The organism is Deinococcus indicus (genome assembly GCF_002198095.1).
Lineage (GTDB): Bacteria > Deinococcota > Deinococci > Deinococcales > Deinococcaceae > Deinococcus > Deinococcus caeni.
In genome coordinates this window covers 50457-64478 of sequence record NZ_NHMK01000009.1, presented here as the reverse complement: position 1 = coordinate 64478, position 14022 = coordinate 50457, and the positions used below count along the sequence as shown (strand labels likewise).

The 14022-nt window shown below is 69.5% G+C and carries 11 protein-coding genes and 2 tRNA genes; 6 read left to right on the top strand and 7 right to left on the bottom strand.

Annotated elements, in window-relative coordinates; translation table 11 throughout:
* Positions 1–4: 4 nt before the first annotated feature.
* Entirely contained in the window at positions 5–2140 is a 2136-nt protein-coding gene (gene recD2, locus CBQ26_RS02915; RefSeq protein WP_088247100.1) for an SF1B family DNA helicase RecD2, read from the bottom strand.
* A gap of 70 nt (positions 2141–2210) precedes the next feature.
* Complete coding sequence (locus CBQ26_RS22765; RefSeq protein ID WP_268248336.1) at positions 2211–2345, bottom strand: hypothetical protein; 135 nt, start codon at positions 2343–2345, stop codon at positions 2211–2213.
* 279 nt (positions 2346–2624) lie between these two features.
* Between CBQ26_RS22765 and CBQ26_RS02910 the strand changes: the two genes are divergently transcribed.
* Complete coding sequence (locus CBQ26_RS02910; RefSeq protein ID WP_172417893.1) at positions 2625–3803, top strand: exonuclease SbcCD subunit D; 1179 nt, start codon at positions 2625–2627, stop codon at positions 3801–3803.
* Between the two features lie 88 nt (positions 3804–3891).
* Complete coding sequence (locus CBQ26_RS02905) at positions 3892–6627, top strand: AAA family ATPase (RefSeq protein ID WP_088247098.1); 2736 nt, start codon at positions 3892–3894, stop codon at positions 6625–6627.
* A gap of 77 nt (positions 6628–6704) precedes the next feature.
* Here CBQ26_RS02905 and CBQ26_RS02900 read toward each other — a convergent pair whose 3' ends face one another.
* Positions 6705–7733 carry a PIN/TRAM domain-containing protein gene (locus CBQ26_RS02900; protein ID WP_088247097.1) on the bottom strand — a complete coding sequence of 343 codons (1029 nt, stop codon included), beginning with the start codon at positions 7731–7733 and terminating at the stop codon, positions 6705–6707.
* A 295-nt stretch (positions 7734–8028) separates the two neighbouring features.
* Between CBQ26_RS02900 and CBQ26_RS02895 the strand changes: the two genes are divergently transcribed.
* Positions 8029–8307 carry a hypothetical protein gene (locus tag CBQ26_RS02895; protein ID WP_088247096.1) on the top strand — a complete coding sequence of 93 codons (279 nt, stop codon included), beginning with the start codon at positions 8029–8031 and terminating at the stop codon, positions 8305–8307.
* A 101-nt stretch (positions 8308–8408) separates the two neighbouring features.
* Here the strand turns inward: CBQ26_RS02895 and CBQ26_RS02890 are convergent, their stop codons facing one another.
* The 3 genes from CBQ26_RS02890 to CBQ26_RS02880 form a co-directional block, all read right to left on the bottom strand.
* Positions 8409–8717: a hypothetical protein gene (locus CBQ26_RS02890; RefSeq protein WP_088247095.1), complete on the bottom strand. Its 309-nt coding sequence runs from the start codon at positions 8715–8717 to the stop codon at positions 8409–8411.
* Between the two features lie 180 nt (positions 8718–8897).
* Positions 8898–8972, bottom strand: a tRNA-Val gene (locus CBQ26_RS02885).
* Between the two features lie 26 nt (positions 8973–8998).
* Positions 8999–9072 (bottom strand) — tRNA-Cys (locus CBQ26_RS02880).
* Positions 9073–9271: 199 nt separating this feature from the next.
* Here CBQ26_RS02880 and CBQ26_RS02875 point away from each other — a divergent pair.
* The 3 genes from CBQ26_RS02875 (at position 9272) to CBQ26_RS02865 (ending at position 11940) form a co-directional block, all read left to right on the top strand.
* Positions 9272–10300, top strand: coding sequence for a DsbA family protein (locus CBQ26_RS02875; protein WP_229844299.1), 1029 nt, complete (start codon positions 9272–9274; stop codon positions 10298–10300).
* Positions 10301–10381: 81 nt separating this feature from the next.
* Entirely contained in the window at positions 10382–10720 is a 339-nt protein-coding gene (locus tag CBQ26_RS02870; RefSeq protein ID WP_088247094.1) for a PadR family transcriptional regulator, read from the top strand.
* Positions 10717–11940: a permease prefix domain 1-containing protein gene (locus CBQ26_RS02865; protein WP_088247093.1), complete on the top strand. Its 1224-nt coding sequence runs from the start codon at positions 10717–10719 to the stop codon at positions 11938–11940. Before CBQ26_RS02870 ends, CBQ26_RS02865 begins: the two co-directional genes overlap by 4 nt.
* A 74-nt stretch (positions 11941–12014) precedes the next feature.
* Here the strand turns inward: CBQ26_RS02865 and thrS are convergent, their stop codons facing one another.
* Positions 12015–13964: a threonine--tRNA ligase gene (thrS, locus tag CBQ26_RS02860; RefSeq protein ID WP_088247092.1), complete on the bottom strand. Its 1950-nt coding sequence runs from the start codon at positions 13962–13964 to the stop codon at positions 12015–12017.
* Positions 13965–14022: the final 58 nt, after the last annotated feature.

Below are 14022 nucleotides of genomic sequence, written 5' to 3'. Positions count from 1 at the left end.
CGGGTCAGCGGGCGCGGATGCGTTTCAGCAGCGCCGTGTGCCGTTCCTCGCGCTGGCGGCCAGCGGCCCGCTGCCACGCGCTGCCGGACCCGACTGCGAAGAAGCGTTCGCGGGCGCGGGTCAGGGCGGTGTACACGAGGTTGCGGCTGAGCATGGGCATGTGCGCCTCGTGCAGCACGCCGAGTACGGTGCCCCACTCGCTGCCCTGCGCGCGGTGGACGGTCAGCGCGTACCCGAGTTGCAGGTTGAACAGTTCCGCCCCGGCGAGTTCCACGATGTTCCCGTCGAAATCCACGGTCAGGCGCGACCCGTCGGCCTTCAGGACGGTGCCGACCGTGCCGTTGAAGACCTCGTTGGTGTAGTCGTTCTTGGTCTGCACGACCACGTCGCCGGGCCGGGCGTGCGCGTCGGCGATCCGCACGCCGCCCTCGCCGGGGTTGAACAGGCCCTGCAGGTGGTGGTTGAGCATGTCCACGCCCAGCGGTCCCTTGCGCATGGGGGTCAGGACCTGCACCTGGGTGGGGCCGCCCAGGTCGCGGACCAGCAGGGCCACGCGCCGGGCGCCGACGTCCGGTTCGGTTTCCGTGATGTTCAGGCGGGGGTCGCCCCACTGCGGCGCCTGTCCTTCCAGCAGCCCGTGCGCGGCGCGGATGATCGGGTTCTCGGCCGCCTGCCGGTACACCTGGGTCAGGCGCACGGTGGGCGCGGTCTGCGTCAGGGCGTGCAGGGGCAGTCCGGCGTCCACCGGGGGCAGCTGGTCGGTATCGCCCACCAGCAGCACCCGCGCGCCCGGCGCGACCGCCGAGAGCAGCGAGAGCATCAGGCCGTCGCCGCACATGCTGACCTCGTCGACGATCAGCAGGTCGTACGGGGCGGGTTCCAGGTGGTTGTGCCGGAAACCGGCCGGGCCGTACCCGAGCAGCCGGTGGATGGTGCTGGCCGTGCGGCCCGTCACCTCGCCCAGGCGGCGGGCGGCCTTGCCGGTCGGGGCGCACAGGCCGACCTCCAGGCCCAGGCTCTCGGCGAGGTCCGCGACGGCGCGGGTGGTGGTGCTCTTGCCGGTGCCGGGGCCGCCGGTCAGGACGACCAGCCGGTTCTCGGCGAGCAGGTCCAGCACGCCCGCCTGCTCGGCGGACAGGCCCCTGGCCGCGCCTTTCGGCACGATCCACTCGTCCCCGGCGGGCGGCGTGGCGATCAGCGTGCGGATCAGGCCCGCGAGTTTCTTCTCGGCGCGCAGGGTGGGCGGCAGGTAGATGCGGGTCGGGTCGTGCAGCGCGTCCTCGGTGTCCAGCAGCGGGGGTGTGTCGTCGCTCAGGCGGCCGAGTTCCACGGCGGTTTCCACGGCCAGCCGGGCCTGGGCGGGGGTCACGCGGGTGTAGTGCGCCACGCCCCGCTCGGCGCGGGCGCGCGGCAGGAACGAGTGCCCGCCCTGCTGCGCCGCCTGTTGCAGGGCGTACACGGCGGCGGCGGTCAGGCGGCGCGGGTCGTCCAGGGCGCCGCCCTGCGCCTGCCACAGCTTGTCGGCGGTCATGAAGCCGATGCCCTCGACCTCGGTCAGGACGAACAGGTCGGCCTGGAGGCGTTCCAGCGCCGCCTCGCCGAAGTGCTTCACGGCCCGCTGCGCCTGCGAGATGCTCAGGCCCAGGCCCTGCAGGCCGGCCAGCAGGCGGCGTTCCAGGCCCTGCTGCGACCAGCTGGAGGTCATCTTGTGCAGGGTGCTGGCCGTCACGCCCGGCACCTGCATCAGGCGGTCCGGGTCGTTTTCCAGGATGTCGAAGGTCGCCGCGCCGAACATTCCGGCGATGCGGCCGGCCAGGACCTTGCCCACGCCGCCCACCCGCGCTTCGAGGTACGCGGCGATCCCGGCTTCGGTCAGGTCGGCGGGCTGGGCTTCGAGCACGAGGTTCAGCACGCGGTACTGGTAGCCGTACTCGCGGTGCTCTTCCATGAGGACGTCGGCGCTGAAGGTGTCGCCGGCTTCCAGGGGCGGCATGACGCCGATCACGGTGGCGTCCGGGTCCTCGCCGTCCGCGTTGCGGATGCGGGCGGTCATGACCGTGAAGCCCGAGTCCGCGCGGAAGCGCACCCTGTTCACACCGCCGGACACGCGGAAAGTCTCGGCAGGAGGGGAAAACGACATAGACCGACAGCATAGCAAGCCCCGGCTCGTTTCGCCATGAACAAAACGGAGCCGGGGGGCGGGAGGGGGTTCAGCGGCGGCCGAGGCGGCGGGCGGCGCGGCGCACCCAGCGGGTCAGGGTGGGGGTGGGGCGCTGGGAGCGGGCCACGTCCTGCGTGTCCCGCAGGCGCGCCTTGGTGTACAGGTCGAGGTCACTGCTATACATGCAGCCATCTTTGCAGTGTTCGGCCGGAATAAATATGATAAATGACCCGTTGAATACATATTCAGGAGCTGCATCATGATCGGGATTCCGGGTATTGAGCAGCAGCGCTCCTTCTCTTGCCGTCCGGGCCAGATGGCTTCCTGTTGACAGCCAGAACGCAGGAAAACAACGCAGACGGCAGGTCAGGCCGCAGGCCACCGGGGCCTTCTATGCACGGTCCGGCGGCGCGTATGCAGGGGCGGGCGGGGCGCGGCGCCCTCCATGCTATTTTTTTCTGTGATGCGCGTACTTCACACTGCCGATTTCCATGCCGGGCGATCCCTGCGGGGCTTCGACCGCACCCCGGAAGTCCACGACGCCCTGACCGAGATCGCCGGACTGGCCCGCACGGAACGCGCCGACGTGGTCCTGGTGTCCGGCGACCTGTTCGACACCGCCAACCCCAGCGCCGACGCCGAGGCCGCCGTGTTCGACTTCTTCCTGCGCCTGCGCGACCAGGGCATTCCGGGCGTGGTCATCGCCGGGAACCACGACAGCGCCGCCCGCCTCGCCTCGGTCACCGGGCTGCTGGGCTGGGTGGGCGTGCAGGTCGTCGCGCAGCCCACCGCCAACCCGGCCGACATGATCCGCACCGTCGAGACGCGCGGCGGCGAGCGGCTGGTCGTGGGCGCCCTGCCGTACCTGTCCGAACGGCGGCTGGTCAAGGCCGCCGACCTGCTGGGCGGCGACACCGGCGCGTGGCGGCAGAAGTACCGCGAGGGCATGGGCTTCTTCCTGCGCCGACTGGGCGAGGGCTTCACCGGAAGCAGCGTGAACATGCTGATGTGCCACGCGACCATGGACGGCGCGGTGCCCAGCGGGTCCGAGCGCACCATGCAGTTCGACCTGACGAACAGTTACACCCTCTCGGGCCTGCAACTGCCGCCCGGCGCGCAGTACGTGGCGCTGGGGCACGTGCACAAGCCGCAGCAGGTCTCCGACGCGCCGCCCGCGTACTACCCCGGCAGCGTCATCCAGCTGGACTTCGGCGAGGCCGGCGAGAAGAAACAGGTGAACCTCGTGGAGGTCGAGGCCGGACGGCCCGCCCGCGTCCACGCCCTGCCGCTCGCCAGCGGACGCGAACTGCGGACCCTGCGCGTGGACCTGGAGAACGTCGAGTCGCGCCTCGCGGCCCTGAGCGACTTCGGCGGGCTGCTGAAGGTGGTCGTGCGCGCCCCCGCCGGAACCGCCCTGCCGGGCCTGAAGGACCGCGTGCTGAAACTCGCGCCTACCACCCTGGCCGTCGAACTGGACGCGGCGCAGGAGGACCTGGCCACGCCCGACCTGAAACGCGAGGGCCTGAGCCTGATCGACCTGTACGAACGCTACCACCAGGAGAAACGCGGCGAGTTGCCCGACGACCTGCGCGCCGCCTTCCGCGAGGCCGACGAACTCGCCCGCACCGAGGAAAGCGCGTGAGGAGGGTTGATAGTCGAAAGTCGATGGTTAATGGTCTGACTTCTATCAACCATCAACCATCAACCATCAACAAGCCGGAGGCAAGGCAATGAGGCCCATCAAACTGGACATTCAGGGCTTCACGGCGTTCCGGCAGTTCACCAGCCTGGAGTTCGGGGATCTGGAGCTGTTCGCCATTGTCGGGCCGACCGGGAGCGGCAAGAGCAGCCTGCTGGACGCCATCACGTTCGCGCTGTACGGGCAGACGGCGCGGCTGGGCGCGGCGGGCCTGGACGCGCTGATCTCGCAGGGCGAGCGGGGCCTGTCGGTCAGCCTGTCCTTCGAGGTGGGCGGCGCGACGTACCGCGCCTCGCGCACCAAGGGGCGCAAGCAGGCCGAGAACGAGGTCCGTTTCGAGCGGCTGGACGCCGACGGCCGCTGGGCGAACCTGTCGGACGGCGGGGCGCGCGGCATCAACGACCGCATCCGCCGGGCGGTGGGCCTGGACTTCAAGACCTTCGCGCGTAGCGTGATGCTCCCGCAGGGCGAGTTCTCGCGCGTGCTGCACGGTACGGGCAAGGAGCGGCAGGCGCTGCTGGGCGAACTGACCGGGCTGGATCACGTGGGCGCCATGCAGCGTGTCGCGTCCGACCGGGCCAAGGCGCTGAAGGTGGAATCGCAGGGCCTGAACACCCTGCTGGACTCCGAGTACGCGGGCGTGACGCCCGAGGCGGCCGCCGACCTGCGCGCCGAACGCGAACGGACCGAGGCGGACGCCGAGCGCCTGACCGACGCGCGCGAGGCGTTGCAGGCCACGCAGCTGCGCCTGCGCGAACAGGAACGCGTCTGGAAGGCCCGCGAGGACACCGCCCGTCGCCTGAGCGCCCTGGAAGCCCGCGCGGCCGGCGTGCAGGCCGGCGCGGAGCAGGCCGCACGCGCCCGGCGCGTGTCGGGCGTGCTGCCGCTGCTGGACGCTGCCGAACGCGCCCGCATCGCCGCCGAACGCGAGGACCGCGAACGGCAGGCCGCGCAGGTCGCCGCCGACCGGGCCGCGCAGGCCGCGCACGCCGCCGACACCGCCCTGGCCGCCGCGCAGGCCGCCGAGACCCGCATCCCGGACCTGGAGGCGCGCGCCGAGGCGCTGCGGGACGCGGAAGGGGACGCCGCGCGCCTGAAACGCGCCGGCGGCACCCCGCAGAGCACGCACGCCCAGCCGCTCGACTGGGACGAGGACGCCTTCCAGGCCGCCCGCGAGGGCGCGCAGCGGGCCGAGAAGCACCGGCAGGAACGCAGCCTGCTCTCGGCCGAGCGCATCAGCCTCCAGGCGGCGCAGGACCGCTTCACGGCCGAGGAACGCGCCCAGGAGCAGGGCAAGGCCGAACTGGAACGCGTGCAGCGTGAGGGCACGCAGGCGAAAGCCGACCTGGAAGCCGCGCAGCGGGCGCTGGAGGCCGCGCGGCTCGACGCGGGCCTCGCCTCGTACCGCGCGCACCTGCACGTCGGGGACGACTGCCCCCTGTGCGGCCAGCCGGTCCGGACGCTGCCCGACACGCCCGCCGCCGACCTGCGCGCCTGGGAGGATCAGGTCGCGGCGCTGAACGCCACGCTGGAGGACCGCCGCAACCGCTTCACGGACCTGCGCGCCGCGCAGAAGTCCCGGCAGGCGTGGCTGGACGAGAAACGCGCCGAGTACCGCAACTGGGCCGAGCAGCTCGCGCAGCGCGAGACGGACCTGCGCGCCGCCGAGGCGCTGGTCACGGGCGACCCGCAGACCGACGCGGCCCGCCTGCTCGCCGGACTGGCCGCCCGCGTGCGCGCCGCCGGCCCCGACCCGGCCCGCGCCCGGCAGGCCACCCTGACCGAGATCCAGGGGCTGCGGACTGCCACGCAGACCGCGCTGGGCGCCGTGGCCCGCGCGCAGGGCGAGGCCGCCGCCACCGCCGCCACGCTGCGCGGCGTGCAGGCCAGCGCCGCCCGCCGCGCCCAGGAGGCCACCGAGGCGCAGGCCAGCCTGGACGCCGCACTGGGCAGCCTGGGCCTGGACGCCGCGCAGGCCCGCGCCGCCGCACTCCCCGAACACGACATCGCCGCTCTGGAGGAGGCCGCGCGCACGCACGCCGCGCAGCTCGCGCAGCTGCGGGAAGCCCTGGCCGACCTGGACCGGCAGCTGGGCGCCGCGCCCTTCGACCCGGCCGCGCTGGCGCAGGTGGCCCGCGACCTGACCGCCACCGAGGCCGCGCTGGGCGCCGCCCGCGAACGCGCCGGCAGTCTGGCCGAACAGGAACGCGCCATGCGCGAACGCCTGGAACGCCGCGCCGAACTGCAGGAACGCGCCCTGGCTGTCTCGCGCACGCTGGATACGTGGCAGACCCTCACGAACACCCTCAAGGCGAACGAATTCCAGCAGTTCCTGCTGGCCGAGGTCGAGGCGCAGCTGCTGACCCGCGCGGGCCTGCTGCTGCACGAGATCAGCGACGGCCGCTACCGGCTGGCCCTCCAGACCGGCGAGTACGTCGTGCAGGACCTCTGGAACGCCGGCGAGGCGCGTGGCGTCCGCACGCTCTCGGGCGGCGAGACCTTCCTGGCGTCCCTGTCACTGGCCATCGCCCTGAGCGACTACCTCGCCGGGAACCACGTCCTGGGCGCCCTGTTCCTCGACGAGGGCTTCGGAACGCTGGACCCGCAGGCGCTGGAAGCCGTGGCCAACGCCCTGGAGAACCTGCGCACCCAGGGCCGCATGGTGGGCGTCGTCACGCACGTCGAGAGCCTCAGCGAACGCCTGCCCAGCCGCCTGCTCGTCACCAAGAGCGTGGCCGGCAGCTCCGTGCAGCGACTGGACCTGTAGGACTGTAGTGGCACAGGAGAAGGGGGGCGCCGGCGGCAGTGTGACACTGCCAACCGCGTCCCCCCTGCCACATCCGGTTACGGCTGGTTCTCTTCCCGGTCCAGCTTGGCGAAGATCATGCGGCCCACGTTCGTCTGCACGTTGTTCACGACGAGCACGCGGGTGGGTTTGCCCCGGAATTTCAGGCCTTCCTCGACGACGACCATGGTGCCGTCCTCCAGGTACCCGACGCCCTGATCCTTCTGCTGGCCGCCCTTGCTGATGGTGACGGTCAGGTGATCCCCGGCCTGCACCTGCGGTTTGAGGGCCACGGCCGCCTCGTGGATGCTCAGGATCTGCACGCCGTGCAGCCGGGCGATCTTGCCGAGGTTCCCGTCGTTCGTGATGATGCGCGCGCCCGTCTCGCGGGCCAGGCGGATCAGTTTGTCGTCGGTGGTGGGCAGGGCCGGGTCGTCCCAGTCCTCGACGCGCAGGTCGCGCAGGTCGCGCAGTTCCTCCAGGACGTTCAGGCCGCGTTTGCCGCGCGTGCGTTTCTGCGCGTCGTGACTGTCCGAGAGGGTCTGCAACTCGCGCAGGATGAAGCCCGGCACGACGATGTCCCCGTCCAGGAATCCGGTGCGGGCCAGTTCGAGGATGCGGCCGTCGATGATCACGTTGCTGTCCAGCAGCTTGCTGCCGGGGCGGCGGCGCACCTGCGGGAAGGCCAGCAACCCGAACGCTTCGGCGTTGCGCACGGCGAATGACACGAAGAACGCCCCCAGCACGCCGGTGATGGCGAGGTTCCACACCCAGTTGTAGAACGGCAGGCTCCGCAGCAGGCTGCTGAGGAGCACGCTGAGCAGCAGCGCCACGATCAGGCCGGAGGTCGCGGCGGCCACGGTGCGCGGCGACAGGCCGGCGTACCAGCGGGACAGGCGGCCCAGCAGCGTCTGCGAGACACCCTCGATGCGCGGCGCCAGCAGCAGGGCGCTCAGCATTCCGGCCAGCATGAGGCTGAGGGTGTTCACGTACCCGAGTTCGGTGGGCTGGACAACCGCCAGGGCGCGGCCCGCCGCCCAACCGAGGAGCAGACCGAGCAGCATGACAAACAGGCGGACAGGAAGCACGGGCCGTAGTCTACCGGGTCTGCCGCGCAGAATGTCCTGACCTGCACGCCGCTGCTCGCACCGCCCCTGCACAGTGGCCCGTCGGCCACGGTCCGGCCGGACAGCCCGGCGGGTGGCGAGTCCGCAATTGCGAACCCTGTCCCCCCACCCTTCACGCGAGGTCTGTACCGGATCTCCTGATTGCCGCCCCCCGAACGGCCTGGAACACGACTCATGAAGAAAGGCCCGTTACTTGACGGGCACTTCATGAACACCGGGCACATCTCAGCTGACCCTCAGACACGAGACTGGAGCGGTGCCAGCGACTGCCCCCCACTTTCCCTGCGAGGAAGCCCTGCGTGAACTCGCGGACGGTCAGGGCGACGTGCGCCGCTGCGTCCAGACCCTCACGCCACTGCTGTTCGCGCTGGCCGATCACCTGGAGCTGCCCGAGCACGCGCGGGAACAGGCCGTCGGGGACGCCCTGAAGGACATCTGCGAACACTGCGCCCAGTGGCCCCGCACGCGCCTGCCGGCCCAGGTGTGGGTGCTGGCCATGGCTCGCCGCCGTTTCCGGCACGGCCACGCTGCCTGAGACGGACTCCGCTTGAAGGACGGATCCCCGCCTGTTCCAGGTCCGGCGCGGTGGGGGTGTTTACCACACGGCAGTGCCGAACGCGGGAAGACCGATGCAGGTCAGCGGCGTGTGGCCCGGACGCGCAGCACGCGACCCGGTTCCAGGTCCACCCACCACGTCAGACCCGCCACGGCAACTGCCACCGCCAGCGCCACCACCGGCGCCCAGTTCAGGGTCACGCCCGTCAGCAGGGGCAGCAGCAGCAGCGCGGCTGTGACCGCCACACCCAGCAGGAGCGGCAGGACACCCAGCCAGAATCCGCGTCGGTCCCGGTAGTGCAGTCGCCGGGCATCGGATCGCAGGGTGAACAGGGAGTACAGGCTGGCCCCCGCCGCCAGGAAAGTCAGAAGAAAGTCGAGGTCGGACATGCGATTGCGCAGTGTACTCCGGCCCTGCTGTTGCGCATGGAATTTTTTCGCAGACGACCTTCGTGGTTCTCACAGTCTGCGCTCATGCACGCCGCCACACTCCAGCGGTCCGCTGCGTTCCGCCGGCCACCACTACTGAACCATCAAAGAAAAACCCCCGCCTGGGCGGGAGTTTCCGGTTGGTAGACTCGAGGAGATTTGAACTCCTGACCCCTACAGTGTCAATGTAGTGCTCTACCCCTGAGCTACGAGTCTGTGTGCCTGACGGCCGGGGACTGATTTGGAGGCGCTGACCGGACTCGAACCGGTGGTGGAGGTTTTGCAGACCTCTGCCTTACCACTTGGCTACAGCGCCGTGAGGCTTGTGCTGTCCCTTGCGGGCGGCTGGCGGGTCTTCCTCTCCAGCGGAAGGAATGTTAGCACGGCTTTTCTGGTCTGTAAACAGGGGGGGCAGCGGTGTGCGCACATGGCGCCCACCACCGCACCAGCACGCCCTCCAGAGGCGCAGCGCACACCGGACATGCGGGCGGCCCGCCGGGCTCTAGACTGGGCCGGTGAACGCTGAACGCATACGAAAGACGGCCCGCGCCGCGACCCTCGGCGCCTCCCTGATGCTGGGTGCCGCGCAGGCCCAGCTGATGGGCACCCCCGCCGAACTGGCCGCCCAGCCCGCCCTGAAAGGCTTCACGGCGCAGGGCAGCGCCCTGGTCAGCGGCGGCACGCGGGTCACGCCGGACGTGGCCGGTGGGCGCGTCGTGGGCGTGTTCGTGGAGTCCGACTCGGTCGGTGGCCTGACGCGGGGCGTGGCGGCCGGCTGGAACGTCGCCGAGAAGGACATCCCGAAACTCACGCAGAACCTCTCGAACCCGCAACTGCTGGCCGCCGCCCGCACCGGCTTCGTGGACCTGACGGACGACAGCGGCACGGACCTGATCGCCCTGAAAGTCACCGGCGAAGGCGCCGCGACCCGGTACCTGGGGTACGTCGCCATGAAAGTCTGGCCGGACAGCGCCTTCCCGCCCGTCAGGGCCACCACCGGCGTGGCCACGGCACCGAACGTCCTGCGAATCTTCAGCGATTTCCAGTGCCCGTACTGCAAGCAGCTGTGGGATACCTCCATGCGCGAGTGGCGGGCCGCTCCGGCCAACTACCGGGTCGTGCACTACGAGTTCCCGCTGTCGTTCCACCGCAACGCGCAGGGCGCCGCCGAGGCCAGCGAGTGCGCCGCCGCGCAGGGACGCTTCATGCCGTTCGCGGATCAGCTGTTCGCCAACTTCGCCGCCTGGACGCCGCTGGACCCTAAAGACACCCCCGCCAAGTACGCCGGGTACGCCAAAGCCGCCGGTCTGGACACGGCCGCTTTCAAGACCTGCGTGGGCCAGCGGACCTTCCAGGCGGACGTGGACGCCCAGATGAAGGCCGGCCTGAACGTGAAGGTGCGCGGCACCCCCACCGTGTTCCTGAACGGCATGAAACTCACCGATTATTCCGACGCGGCCGAACTGGCGCGCGTCCGGGCCGTCACGACGGCCCGACCGGGCGCCGCCACACTGATCGACGCGCGACTGAAGCTGTTCCGGTAAGCAGGATCGGCCCGCTTCGGGCGGGTCATACCACCGGCGGGGGTCTGGATTCCCGCCTCTATTTTGTCTCACTATGTAGTCATGCAAAGTAGTACGGACGGCAACCTGCTGCGCGGCACCCTCGACTTCCTGCTGCTCGCCAGCCTCGAACACGGCCCCCTCTACGGCCTGCGGATCATTCAGGACGTCCAGCAACGCACCGGCGGGCACTTCAACTTCAAGGAAGGCACCCTCTACCCCGCCCTGCACCGCCTGGAAAAACGAAACCTGATTCAGGGCGAGACCCGCCCCAGCGACACCGGCGGCCCACCACGCAAGTACTACCACCTCACCCCCACCGGCCAGACCGAACTGACCCGCCAGCGCGAAGAACAGCGCGCCCACGCCCGCGCCCTGCGCCCCTACCTGGAACTCGCATGAGGCCCGAACAGCAGTACGTCCGCAACGCCACCCGCGGTCTGCGCGGCAAGGTCCGCCAAGACACCCAGGCCGAACTGCTCGACCACATCACCGAACGCACCCGACAACTCACCCTGACCGGCCTGCCCCCCGAACAGGCCCGCACGCAGGCCATGCAGGAACTCGGCCCCCCACCCACCGTCGCCCGCAGCCTGCGGCGCGAACAGGGATTCACGACCGCCGCGCAGCTGGCGCTGGGTACCCTGATCGGCCTGACCCTGCTCACCAGTCTCACGGCCCGCCTGTACGCCCAGGGCAACCCGTTCATCTCCGCCACCGTCAACCGCGTGCTGTATCCCCCGCACGTATCCGATCCCTGCCAGAACCGCCCCGACTGCGTCACCGTCGAATCAGGTACCGACCTGACCCTGACAGGAACACGCTCTTACGGCCTGATCCCCCTGAATCAGGCCAGTGATTACCTGAACGGCACGGACATACGGGTGCGCGGTCTGCTGAACAAGCACTTGACGCTGCCCGGCTATCCGGACGTCCGGGTTCATCCCAACCGGATCGGCCGTTTCGAAGAGACCGGCACGCATGGAGGGTACCTGAATCTGCCACGCACCCTGGTCGACGCCGCGCAACTCGGCTGGCCAGTCACGCTGAAACTCAGCGGCACCTCGTACAGCCTGGAGGTCGGCGGGAACACTGTCCCTGACGAGAACGTCGTCGCGCCGATGGCCGCCAGCCTCTACCTGAGTGAACTGCTCGACCAGCACCTGACGGTCGCCGTCCGCGACGCCGCCAGCATCACGCCCGACCTGACTTGGTGGACGCCCTCTACCTGGACTGCCTCCCCACACGTCCTCCGGCGGGCCAGCCCCCGGGCAACCCTGCCGACACCCGGCCCGGACAGGCTGTACGCCGCCGTATCGTTCCTGCCGGAGCGACGCCTCAGTCCCAACTCGGTGATCATCGCCTCGCTCAGCGCGGTCGCCATCCCCAGCGCGAACGGTCGACTGACCATCCCCATCAGTGACGCCAGCCCCTCGCCATTCGGTCTGCTCCGCCTGGTTAACTCCCGCGAGCACTTCCTGACGCAGGTCAGGGACGGGCACGCCGTCACCATGCTGGTCGAAATTCCCCGTAACCTGCGCCTAGCGGCGGACATGGGCATCGTGAACGAGCCGGAACGTACCCTCACCCTGGAGACAGGAACGTCCCGCCCCGGGCAATGAGGGAATCAATCCGCTGCTGTAACTGAAAAGGGGTGACCGTACTGCATAACGGTCACCCCAACTCCTGCCGTCCTTCAGGCGCGGGTCTTGTACCGCGTGAGCAGTTCGCTTCTCAGGTCGTCGAAGGCGACGCCTTTGCGTTCCTTGAGGCCTTCGGGGGTGCGTTCTCGGACGCTGACTTCGCGGCCTTCCTGTTCCTTGTCGCCGACGATCAGCATGACGGGGATCTTGCTGAGTTCGGCGGTGCGGACCTTGGCGTTCATGCGGTTGGAGGAGTCGTCGACTTCGGCGCGCAGGCCGGCGGCGTGCAGTTCGTCCCGCAACTGCCAGGCGTAGTCGTTGTGGCGGTCGGCGATGGGGATGATCATGATCTGGCGGGGCGCGAGCCACAGCGGGAAGTCCCCGGCGTAGTGTTCGATCAGGATGCCGGTGAAGCGTTCGACGCTGCCGAACGGGGCGCGGTGGATCATGATCGGGCGGTGGTCCTGGCCGTCCTCGCCGACGTAGCTGATGTCGAAGCGTTCAGGCAGGTTGTAGTCGACCTGGATGGTGCCGAGCTGCCATTCGCGGCCCAGGACGTCCTTGACGACGAAGTCGAGTTTGGGGCCGTAGAAGGCGGCGTCGCCAGGTTCAATGGTGTACGGCAGGCCGACTTCCTCGACAGCCTCGATGATCTGCTTCTCGGCGAGGGTCCAGTTGGCCTCGTCGCCGACGTACTTGTCCGACTCGGGGTCGCGGGTGCCGACGCGGAAGCGCACGTCGGTCATGCCGAAAGTCTTCAGGACCAGCACCGTCAGGTCGAGGACGTCCAGGAATTCCCTTTTCAGCTGGTCCGGGCGGCAGAAGATGTGCGCGTCGTCCTGCGTGAAGCCGCGCACGCGGGTCAGGCCGTTCAGTTCGCCGCTCTGCTCATAGCGGTACACCGTGCCGAATTCTGCCAGTCGGACCGGCAGATCGCGGTAACTGCGCGGTTTGCTGCCGTAGATGCGCACGTGGTGCGGGCAGTTCATGGGTTTGAGCATGTACTGCTCTTCATCGACCTCGATGGGGTTGAACTGCGATTCGGCGTAGTAGGGGTAGTGGCCGCTGGTGCGGTACAGGTCGAGGTTCCCGATGTTGGGCGTGATGACCCCCTGGTACCCGCGTTTGAACTGCTGTTCCTTGAGGAACGCGGTGAGTTCCTCGCGCAGGACCGTGCCGTTCGGCAGCCACAGCGGGAGGCCCTTGCCGACCATGGGGTCGATGGTGAATAGTTCGAGTTCCTTGCCGAGTTTGCGGTGGTCGCGGCGCTTGGCTTCTTCCAGGGCGTGCAGGTACTCGTCGAGTTCCTTCTGGGTGGCGAACGCCACGCCGTACACGCGTTGCAGGATGGGGTTCTTCTCGTTGCCGCGCCAGTACGCGCCGGACGTGCTCATGAGCTTGAACGCGCCGGGCAGGCGGCCCGTGCTCGGGAAGTGCGGTCCACGGCACAGGTCCGTGTAGTCACCCTGGGTGTAGAACGTGATGGGTTCGTCCTCGGGGAGGCCCGCGATGAGTTCCTGCTTGTACGGGTCGTGCGGGAACTGCGCGAGGCCCTCGGCGCGGGTGATCTCGCGGCGCGTGAACGGCAGGTTGCGGCTGATGATGTCCCGCATGACCTTCTCGATTTCCGGCAGGTCCTCTTCCTTGATGGGTTCGGGCAGGTCGAAATCCTGGTACCAGCCGTTCTCGATGCTGGGGCCCACACCGCGCTTGATCTGGTCGTCCGCGTACCCCTTGGCGCGGTAGTACTCGCCGACCGCCTGACTCATGACGTGGCCCAGCGAGTGCCGGAACAGCGGCGCGGCGTCGGCCGGGTTCTTCTTGGTGATCAGCGTGATGGCCGCGCCGTCGGGCAGGGGGGTCATCAGGTCCACCAGTTCACCGTTCGCGGTGGCGGCGACGGCGTCACCGGCGAGGCGTTCACCGATGGCCCGCGCGGCGTCCAGCGCGGTGGCGCCCTGAGCGAGTTCCAGTTGTTTACCGTCGGGAAGAACTACGTGCATATCAACCTCTTTTCCGGCAGGTCGCCTGTGGCGCCCACCCAAGTGCATAGAGAAAGCC

Bases quoted from the DNA above. Each gene is read 5' to 3' on its own strand.
- recD2 (WP_088247100.1), bottom strand. From the start codon at position 2,140: ATGTCGTTTTCCCCTCCTGCCGAGACTTTCCGCGTGTCCGGCGGTGTG.
- CBQ26_RS02905 (WP_088247098.1), top strand. From the start codon at position 3,892: ATGAGGCCCATCAAACTGGACATTCAGGGCTTCACGGCGTTCCGGCAG.
- CBQ26_RS02870 (WP_088247094.1), top strand. From the start codon at position 10,382: ATGCAAAGTAGTACGGACGGCAACCTGCTGCGCGGCACCCTCGACTTC.
- CBQ26_RS02865 (WP_088247093.1), top strand. From the start codon at position 10,717: ATGAGGCCCGAACAGCAGTACGTCCGCAACGCCACCCGCGGTCTGCGC.
- CBQ26_RS02890 (WP_088247095.1), bottom strand. From the start codon at position 8,717: ATGTCCGACCTCGACTTTCTTCTGACTTTCCTGGCGGCGGGGGCCAGC.
- thrS (WP_088247092.1), bottom strand. From the start codon at position 13,964: ATGCACGTAGTTCTTCCCGACGGTAAACAACTGGAACTCGCTCAGGGC.
- CBQ26_RS22765 (WP_268248336.1), bottom strand. From the start codon at position 2,345: ATGTATAGCAGTGACCTCGACCTGTACACCAAGGCGCGCCTGCGGGAC.
- CBQ26_RS02910 (WP_172417893.1), top strand. From the start codon at position 2,625: ATGCGCGTACTTCACACTGCCGATTTCCATGCCGGGCGATCCCTGCGG.